The sequence below is a fragment of the Streptomyces nanshensis genome, assembly GCF_001751255.1.
In the GTDB taxonomy this organism is placed as follows: Bacteria; Actinomycetota; Actinomycetes; order Streptomycetales; family Streptomycetaceae; genus Streptomyces; species Streptomyces nanshensis_A.
Genome location: NZ_LJGW01000698.1, coordinates 1 through 8,463, shown reverse-complemented (window position 1 = coordinate 8,463; position 8,463 = coordinate 1). Strand labels below are relative to the sequence as shown.

The following is an 8,463-nucleotide window of genomic DNA, read 5'->3' as shown; positions in this document are numbered from 1 at the left end:
CGCCCGTGCCGGTGGTCCCGGGGGCGCCGGCGGCGGACGGCGGACCGGACGGACGCCCTCCGTCCAGCTTCGCAGCGCTCGGCCGCTCCCGCGCGCCGGGCGGCCGGGATCCGGGGACGGTACCGGGACCTGCGCTCGGTGCTCAGGGGCTCGCGATCAGCGCTCACGCGCCCGCCCGGAGCCCCCGCTCCCCCACAGCCCCGAACACAGTCCAGAACTCAGCCCCGAACTCAGCGCACCCGTCGCAGCTTTCGGAGCTGTGCGTCCAGGCCCCGGCCGCGGTTGCGGACGATCGCCTCGGCGAGGTCGGAGAGTTTGCGGTTGGTGCGCTGCGAGAGTTCGCGCAGCAGGTCGAAGGCCTCCTGCGCGGAGCAGCCCTCGCGGCCCACCACGATCCCGCAGGCCTGGTCGACCACGGGCCGCGAGCGCAGCGCCGAGTTGAGCTGCTCGACCTCGGCGAGCGCTTCGCGGTAGCGGCGGTCCCGGCCGAGGACGCCCGCGACCAGCCCGGCCAGTTCGGCGCCCCGCTCCTCGACGACGGCACCGAGCGCGCCGGGTCGGAAGGCGTACAGGGAGAGGGTCAGCACGGCGCCGTCGTGGCGGTAGGGCAGGGTCACGCTCGCGCGGAGTCCCCGCTGAAGCGCCAGGGCGCGGTAGCGCGGCCACCGTGTCTCCCGCAGGACCTCGCCGACGGACACGGCCTCGCCGCCGCGCAGTGCCTCCGGCACCGGTCCCTCCCCCGACTCCCACTGCACGGCGACGAGTTCGGAGAGGTCGGGGTGGGTGACGGCGGCGGCGGAACCCTCCGGGCAGTCGCCGAGCGTGCCGCCCGCGGCGTCGGTCAGCGTGACCGCGGCGGCGCAGCTTCCGGGCGTACGGACGACGGCGCGTTCGGCGAGGTCGGTGAAGCCACGCGAGAGGGAGATCTCCCCGCCGCGCTCGTCGGCCTCCGCCGACGGCATCGGCGTGGGGAGGGCCACGGGGCGGGGCCCCACGGTGCGGGGCCGGTCCAGGGCGGCGGGCTGGTGCGGTTCGTCCACAGGCGTTCGGCTTCCCGGGAAGCGGGCCGGAAAACTGGGCGCCGCGTGCATGTTCGGGAGGGTTCGTGAACATGGCGCAGGCCCGCACCGCCACCGCTGCTCCGCCGGAGCCCCCGCTAAGTTGACTGCCATGACCGGTGTTGAGGACTTCGGTTCGGAACTCTCCGATTTCCGCAGGCGTGTCGACGAACTGCACGCGGCACGTTCTCTTCCCCAGGCCGAGCGGCTGCTCTCCCTGGACGCCGCGCTCTTCGAACTGCGGCATGTCGCCCAGGTGTTGTGGCCGCGCCTGGAGGAACTGGCCGCCGCCGGGCGGCGCTTCGGCCACGACGACGGCCACGAGCAGCGGCTGCTGCGCACCCTCGTCCACCAACTCCCCGTCGCCGTCGTACTGCTGGACAAGGACGCGGTCGTACGGCGGATGAACGCCGCGGCGACGCGGCTGTTCGGGCTGCGCGCGGGCTATGCGTCGGGGCGTTCCCTCACCGGGTCGCTCACGCACGAGAGCCGGCCCCTGCTGCGGACGCAGGTCGCGGCGGTCGCCCGCGACGAGGGCGCGCGCAGTCTGCGCGTGCGTCTGCTGCACCCGGGCGAGACGGACGACTCCGCCTTGGACGTCCACGGCGGTGCGGGCGGCGTGCCCTCCGGCACCACGCTGCGGGTGACGCTCACCCCGCTCCGCACGCCGCAGGACGCCCGCAGCGTCGTGCTCTGCGTCTTCCAGCCCGTCCTGGACGGCCCGTCCGGTCCCGCTGCCGCCGATGTGGCCGCCGTGGAACCGCGGCCGTCGGCGGGGCCGCCCGCGCTGGAGGAGATCTCCCGCCACGCCCAACTGCTCGATCTCGTCGACGACATGGCCGCCGCGCTGCTGTCCGCGGAGGGCCCACGGCGGGCCGTCGCGGAGCGCGCCGCCTCGGTGCTGTACGAGCGCTTCGCGGACTGGGTGATCGTCGACCTCGCGGGTGAGGACGCGCTGCACCGGGAGGTGGTGCTCGGCCCGGACGAGGAGATCCGCGAGGCGCTGCTGCGGCAGGACCCCTCCTCCGTACCGCTGGTGCGGGAGGCGGCCGGTAAGGGCACGCGGACGCTCCAGGCGCGCGCGGAGGACGCGGGCGCCTTCGGCTGGGACGCCTCCGGTTCGGCCGTCCTCGTACGCGCGGGCGTGGGCTCCCTGGTCTGTCTGCCGCTCAGCCGCGAGCGGCACCCCGGTACGCCCGGCGGTCCCGGACCGGCGCTGGGCGCGCTGACCTGTCTCCGTACGGACCGGGGACGCGTCTTCGAACTCGCCGAGGCCGGGGCGGCCGAGCGCATGGCCCGCCACATCGCGCTCGCGCTGTACGCGTCCGTCGACGATGTGACGGGCCATGGCGGACCCTGACGGGCGACCGCCCTCCCGGGTCAGGCCGGGGTCAACTGCCGTTCCTCGTGCTCCTGTTCGCGCTCCCGCTGCAAGTCGCCGTCGACCTCCTGCTGGAGCCGCTCGCAGGTACGGCTGATGAGCCGGGAGACGTGCATCTGCGAGATGCCCATCCGCTCGGCGATCTTCGTCTGCGTCATGTCGCAGAAGAACCGCAGGAAGAGGATGCGCTGCTCGCGCTCCGGCAGCCGCTCCAGCCGGGGCTTGACCGCTTCCCGGTAGACGACGTGGTCGAAGCCCGGCTCGCTGTGGCCGAGGGTGTCGGCGAGGGAGTATCCGTCGTCGGCGCCCGGGAGTTCGGCGTCGAGGGAGAGCGTGCTGTAGCTCTCCAGCGCCTCCATGCCCACCAGGACGTCCTCCTCGGACATCCGGGCGTGCTCGGCTATCTCCGCCACCGACGGACCGCGCCCGCCGGAGGACAGGCTCAGCTCGCGGCGGCTGATGCGTACGCGGTTGCGCAGTTCCTGCACACGCCGGGGCACGTGCAGGCCCCACATGTGGTCGCGGAAGTGGCGCTTGATCTCACCCACGATCGTGGGCACCGCGAAGCTCTCGAACGCGCTGCCGCGGTCGGGATCGTAACGGGTGACGGCCTTGACCAGGCCCAGCGAGGCGACCTGCTGGAGGTCCTCCAGCGCCTCGCCGCGGTTGCGGAACCTCTGGGCCAGGCGCTCCGCCATCGGCATCCACGCCCGCACGACCTCCTGCCGCAGCTCTTCCTTCTCCGCCCCCTCGGGGAGGGAGGCGATGCGTCGGAAGTCGGCAGCGGTGTCGGGGGCGTCATCGTGGGGGTGACGTGCACGCTTCGTACGAGTCTCTACGGGTGTCACGGTGTCGTTCGACTCCTCTTCCCATTCGGTGCGCTGCATCCGAGCAATCACCGCGGGAGAGGGCACACATATGCGGTCGGACCTTGACGGTCCCGAGCGGACACACAGGTCCCGCTCCCGCGGATGTGCCTTCTTGCCGAAGCACTGGTCTTCCGCTTGCCCCTGCCTCGGGGCGGCAAACGTCCATCCCCGCCGCCGAGTTGTGACTCGGCGCACCGCCGGGTTTCCCGCCGGGGCCGTCCGGTAACCCGTCACGGACCGTGAGCACGGAGCCCGCGTCCGTCCGTTCCCGCGTACGCCGCGGGCCGGAGACGTACACGACGTACACGACGTGCCGGAGGCGTCCGTGCGCGGTACGGCTACGGGACGAGAGGAGCGCACCTTCATGTCCGAGTCCGAGAAGGTTTCCGACTACATCCTGCGCAGGCTGCGCGAGTGGCAGGTCGAGCACGTCTTCGGCTACCCCGGTGACGGCATCAACGGACTGCTCGCCGCGTGGGAACGGGCCGGGAACGAGCCGCGGTTCGTGCAGGCGCGGCACGAGGAGATGGCCGCGTTCGAGGCCGTCGGCTACGCCAAGTTCCGCGGCACGCTGGGCGTGTGCACCGCGACGTCCGGTCCGGGCGCCGTCCATCTGCTCAACGGGCTCTACGACGCGAAGCTCGACCATGTGCCGGTCGTCGCGATCGTCGGCCAGACGGCGCGCTCGGCGATGGGCGGCTCGTACCAGCAGGAGATCGACCTGCACTCCCTCTTCAAGGACGTCGCCTCGGAGTTCCTGGAGACGGTGACCGTCCCCGAGCAGCTTCCCAACGTGCTGGACCGCGCGATCCGTACGGCCTACGCGCGCCGCGCCCCCACGGCGGTCATCGTCCACTCCGACGTGCAGGACCTCGAATACCGGCCGCCCGGCCACGAGTTCAAGATGGTGCCCTCCAGCCTCGGCAGCAGCGGCTGGCACACCGAGCCCTCCGAGGGCGCCCTCGACCACGCGGCCGAGGTGCTCAACTCCGGCAGCAAGGTGGCGATCCTGGCCGGGCAGGGCGCGCGCGGCGCGCAGGCCGAGGTGCGGCAGACCGCCGAGGTGCTGCAGGCCGGCGTGGCGAAGGCGCTGCTGGGCATGGACGTCCTGCCGGACACGCTCCCGTATGTCACGGGCCCCATCGGGCTGTTGGGCAGCCGCCCCAGCTACGAGATGATGCGGGACTGCGACACGTTCCTGACCATCGGATCGAGCCTGCCCTACAGCCAGTTCCTGCCGCCGTACGGCAAGGCGCGCGCCGTCCAGATCGACCTGGACCCGCACATGGCGGGGATGCGCTACCCGTACGAGGTGAACCTCATCGGGGACGCGGCGACCACGCTGCGGCGGCTGCTGCCCAAGCTCCGGCAGAAGGACGAAGGCACGGAGTGGCAGGAGGAGTTGACGGCCTCCGTCGACCGCTGGAAGGAGATCATGCGGCGGCGGGCGCGGGTGAGCGCCGACCCGGTCAACCCCGAGTACGTCGCGCACTGCCTGGACTCCCTGCTGCCCGACGACGCCGTCGTCACCGCCGACTCGGGCTCCTCGACCAACTGGTACGCCCGGCATCTGACGATGCGCGGCACCATGCGCGGATCGCTGTCGGGGACGCTGGCGACGATGGGCTGCGCCGTCCCGTACGCGATCGGCGCGAAGTTCGCGTATCCGAACCGGCCGGTGATCGCGCTCGTGGGCGACGGCGCGATGCAGATGAACGGGCTCGCGGAGCTGATCACACTCGCCAAGTACCGCATGTCCTGGGGCGATCCGCGCTTCGTCGTCGGCGTGTGGAACAACCGCGACCTCAACCAGGTCACGTGGGAGATGCGCGCCATGGGCGGCTCGCCGCAGTTCGTGCCGTCGCAGTCGCTGCCGGACGTCTCCTACGCGGCGTTCGCCCGCAGCCTCGGCATGACGGGCCTGCGCGTGGAGGAGCCGGGCGGCGTCGAAGACGCGTGGCGGCAGGCCCTGGAGGCGGACGGCCCGGCCGTGGTCGAGTTCCTCACCGACCCCTCCGTACCGCCGATCCCGCCGCACGCCGACTGGGACCAGATCGAGGCCACGGCCGCCGCCATCGTCAAGGGCGACGCCGACCGCAGGTCCGTCGTCAAGCAGGGCTTCAAGGCGAAGCTCCAGGACTTCCTGCCGGGCGGCAAACCGCACCCCTCGGAGCGCACCGAGGAGCAGGAGGCGGCGGAGGAGTCGGCCGCGGCGGGCCGCGGTGCCGTCGGCGACGGTCACGAGGGCGGCCGCAAGGAGGGCCGCGGGGACGGGAAGAAGGCCGCGCGGAAGGCCGCGAAGCGGGGGAGGGAGAGGGAGAAGGGCGAGGAGAAGGCGCAGAAGCAGGAGGCGAAGTCGCAGGGGAAGGGTGCGGAGCGCTGAGGTGCCGCGGCGCCGGGCGGCGCGACGGTCGCGGGAGTCGGCCCGGCTGCTGAGAGCGGTGCAGAGCGACGGGACGGCGCCCGGGGCGCCGTCCCGTACTCGTTGCCAAACTCGTTTCCGTGCCGGCCGGTATCAGGTCTCGCGGGCGCGGGCGCCCTCCCGTGTGCGGCCCGGGGTGACGGGCCGGTCGGGGTGGCGGCGCAGATACTCCGCCTCCAGTTCCGTCATCCGCACGCTGTGCGCGGCCAGCGCGTCCTCGGGTGCGTGGAGGAGCGTGTCGTGCCGGGTGCGGTGGATGGTCTCCAGCTCCTTGATGAGGTCCGCGTCGGACAACTCGCGGGGGTCGATTCCCATGGGGCTCCCTCTCGGTTCGCCTCGTCGCCGTCTCCGTGCCGGTGTCTCCGAGTCCTGTCCTGTCCCGGTGCCTGTCCCGGTGTCCCAGTCCCCCAGTGCCCGGCTCCCACTCCCCGTACCGCCCGGGTCGTCGCCTTGTCGCCTTGTCCCGTTGTCTCGTCGTCGCGGTCTCCCGCCGTCACGTTCCGCTGCGCTCGGTCGCCGGCCGGTCCGGGCTCCCGTACGGGCCGGGGTTCCCCGTGTGGTGGGCGGCCGTACGGGTACCCGGCCCCGGCGATTCAAGGAGGGAATCAATGGATCTCGGATTCCTCGGGCCGCTCCTGGAGCGCCAAGGCCCGTGGGCGTCGGTCTACTTCGACACCACGACGGCCTCCGAGGACGCGGCCGCGCGCCAGCGGCTGGGCGCCAAGTCGGCCCGCGAGCAGCTCAAGGACGAGGGTGCCGACGAGGCCACGTGCGACGCCGTACGCCAACGGCTCGTCTCGCTGCCCCGCGGCTCCGAACACCCCGGCCGTGCCGTGTTCGCCACGGACGGCGAGGTCGTCCTCGACGTGGAGCTGACGCAGCCGCCGCCCGGCGGCGGTCCCCTCGTCGCCTGGCAGGCGCTGCCTCGTACGGGCCCGCTGCTCGAACTGGCCGAGAGCGATCCGCCCTGCCTCGTCGCCTACATCGACCGCCAGGGCGCCGACTTCGAGCTGACGGGTGCGCTTCGCTCGACGTCCGCGGGCGGTGTCGAGGGCGCCGACTGGCCCCTGCACCGCACCCCGACGGGCGACTGGTCGGAGCGGCACTTCCAGACGGCGGTCGAGAACACCTGGGAGCAGAACGCGGCGGAGATCGCGGAGGAGTTGCGGGAGCGCTGGGAGAAGTACGGCGCTGAGGTCGTCGTCCTGGCCGGGGACGCGCGGGAGCGCAACTCCGTGTACGGCAGGCTGCCGTCCGATCTGCGCGAACGCACCGTACAGGCCGAGCACGGCGTACGGGCCGACAGCGACGCCGAGGGACCGGCCGCGAACACCTCGCGCGGCAGGCGGCTCCTCGCGGAGGAGGTCGCCGAGGCGCGGGCGGAGTACGCGCGGCAGCGGGTCGCCGAGGCGCTGGAGCGCTTCCAGGCGGGCCGGGCGCCGCACGAGGACGGCCGCGTCGACGCGGCCGAGGGCGTACCGGCGCTGGTCGAGGCGGCGCGTGAGCACCGCATCGGCGTGCTGCTCGCCCGTCCCGAGGGCTCCGATCTGCGTCAGGAGGTCTGGGTCGGCGACGAGCCCGGCCAGGTGGCCGCGCGCCGCACCGAGTCCCAGTATCTGGGCGAGACGGAGCCGTCCTCGGCCCGTGCCGACGACGCGCTGCTGCGCTCGGCGGCGGCCACCGGCGCCGAAGTGCTGTGCGTACACGGCTCGGACGTGCCCGAGGGCGTACCGCCCGAACTGCCCGACGGCGGCCTCGGAGCGCTGCTGCGCTGGCCGTACGAGGGCGCTCCGGAAGGAGGTGGAGCCGGTGGCGGACAGCATGCAACGCGGCAGTGACCGCTTGAACGTCCACCGGGACGACGAGGCCAAGCGGGAGATGCAGGGCCTTATCCGGTCCGGTCACCCCACGCGCGCCGAGGAGTGGGACGACCCGGAGCCCGGCGCCGACGACGATCCGGAGGTCACCGAACGTCCCGTGCCGGTGGGCGGCGCGGCGAGCCGCGAGGAGGCCGAGGACGAGGCGCTGCGCTCCGACCTCGCGCGCCATCTGGGCCGTGGCGCCTTCCCGGCGGACCGGGAAGCACTCAAGCGGACGCTGATGGACCAGTACGCGCCGGACTTCCTCGTCGAGACCGTACGGGAGCTGCCCAAGGACGGCGACGCGTACGGGAACGTGCAGGAGGTGATGGCCGCGCTGGGGCGCAGGCCCCAGGCGTGAGGCCGCGTGTGAGATCAGATGCGCCGGGCGGCGGACCGGCCGCCGGCGCACGGCTCCCGTACCCCGTGGCGGGGTGCGGGAGCCGCCGTGTGCACGGGAGTTGACGGGTTGCGAGGAGTTGGGCGGGGCTCCGCCGTGGTGGCTGTGAGGTCCCCGCGGGGTGCCGCGCAGGACGGGCGTCACAGTGCGGCGAAGGTTTACCGGGATCAGGTCGGAGAAAGCGAGCTCCATGGCTACGTTGGCTACGTTCACCCAGCGCATGGAGCAGCGGCTCCGCGGCGTGCGCCGTCCGCACCTCGGGGGCCTGAGCGCCCTCTCGGCACGGGCCGCGGTCCCGAGGGCGCTGAGGCGTCCGGGCTCCGCCGCGGGGGGTGACGGGCCGGAGCGCACCGCGCTCGGACGCTCCGGGCGGCAGAGCTGGAGGGACTGGCCCGCCTCGCGTGCCTGGTCCGCCGCCGACCGCCGCGTCTTCGAACTCGTCGCCCGCCGCGACTGGCCCGGCCAGGAGCGGCT

General features: G+C 73.3%; 8 protein-coding genes. 5 read left to right on the top strand and 3 right to left on the bottom strand.

Features of this window, described 5'->3' with window-relative positions; all coding sequences use genetic code 11:
- Positions 1 to 230 precede the first annotated feature (230 nt).
- Entirely contained in the window at positions 231 to 1,040 is an 810-nt protein-coding gene (locus AN218_RS32150) for a GAF and ANTAR domain-containing protein (protein WP_244900893.1), read from the bottom strand.
- Positions 1,041 to 1,170: 130 nt separating this feature from the next.
- Here AN218_RS32150 and AN218_RS32145 point away from each other — a divergent pair, with 130 nt between their 5' ends.
- Entirely contained in the window at positions 1,171 to 2,418 is a 1,248-nt protein-coding gene (locus tag AN218_RS32145; protein WP_070020551.1) for a PAS domain-containing protein, read from the top strand.
- A 20-nt stretch (positions 2,419 to 2,438) separates the two neighbouring features.
- On the opposite strand, the gene AN218_RS32140 is transcribed toward AN218_RS32145, so the two are convergent.
- A complete protein-coding gene (locus tag AN218_RS32140) occupies positions 2,439 to 3,326 on the bottom strand; it encodes a SigB/SigF/SigG family RNA polymerase sigma factor (protein WP_070020550.1) in 888 nt (295 codons plus the stop codon).
- A gap of 346 nt (positions 3,327 to 3,672) precedes the next feature.
- On the opposite strand from AN218_RS32140, the gene AN218_RS32135 reads away from it, so the two are divergent.
- Entirely contained in the window at positions 3,673 to 5,691 is a 2,019-nt protein-coding gene (locus AN218_RS32135) for a thiamine pyrophosphate-requiring protein (protein WP_079132824.1), read from the top strand.
- 132 nt (positions 5,692 to 5,823) lie between these two features.
- Here AN218_RS32135 and AN218_RS32130 read toward each other — a convergent pair whose 3' ends face one another.
- Positions 5,824 to 6,045 carry a DUF6158 family protein gene (locus AN218_RS32130; RefSeq protein ID WP_070020549.1) on the bottom strand — a complete coding sequence of 74 codons (222 nt, stop codon included), beginning with the start codon at positions 6,043 to 6,045 and terminating at the stop codon, positions 5,824 to 5,826.
- Positions 6,046 to 6,338: 293 nt separating this feature from the next.
- On the opposite strand from AN218_RS32130, the gene AN218_RS32125 reads away from it, so the two are divergent.
- The 3 genes from AN218_RS32125 to AN218_RS32115 all read left to right on the top strand — a co-directional run.
- Entirely contained in the window at positions 6,339 to 7,568 is a 1,230-nt protein-coding gene (locus AN218_RS32125; RefSeq protein WP_070020548.1) for a baeRF2 domain-containing protein, read from the top strand.
- Entirely contained in the window at positions 7,552 to 7,950 is a 399-nt protein-coding gene (locus AN218_RS32120; RefSeq protein ID WP_070020552.1) for a DUF2795 domain-containing protein, read from the top strand. The genes AN218_RS32125 and AN218_RS32120 overlap by 17 nt, the downstream gene beginning before the upstream one ends.
- 229 nt (positions 7,951 to 8,179) lie before the next feature.
- Positions 8,180 to 8,463: hypothetical protein (locus AN218_RS32115; RefSeq protein WP_141747782.1), on the top strand; the 284-nt coding region annotated here is incomplete at its 3' end.

What these genes read in the sequence shown, in the direction of transcription:
- AN218_RS32135 (WP_079132824.1), top strand. Translation starts at nt 3,673, where the DNA reads ATGTCCGAGTCCGAGAAGGTTTCCGACTACATCCTGCGCAGGCTGCGC.
- AN218_RS32140 (WP_070020550.1), bottom strand. Translation starts at nt 3,326, where the DNA reads ATGCAGCGCACCGAATGGGAAGAGGAGTCGAACGACACCGTGACACCC.
- AN218_RS32145 (WP_070020551.1), top strand. Translation starts at nt 1,171, where the DNA reads ATGACCGGTGTTGAGGACTTCGGTTCGGAACTCTCCGATTTCCGCAGG.
- AN218_RS32120 (WP_070020552.1), top strand. Translation starts at nt 7,552, where the DNA reads ATGCAACGCGGCAGTGACCGCTTGAACGTCCACCGGGACGACGAGGCC.
- AN218_RS32125 (WP_070020548.1), top strand. Translation starts at nt 6,339, where the DNA reads ATGGATCTCGGATTCCTCGGGCCGCTCCTGGAGCGCCAAGGCCCGTGG.
- AN218_RS32130 (WP_070020549.1), bottom strand. Translation starts at nt 6,045, where the DNA reads ATGGGAATCGACCCCCGCGAGTTGTCCGACGCGGACCTCATCAAGGAG.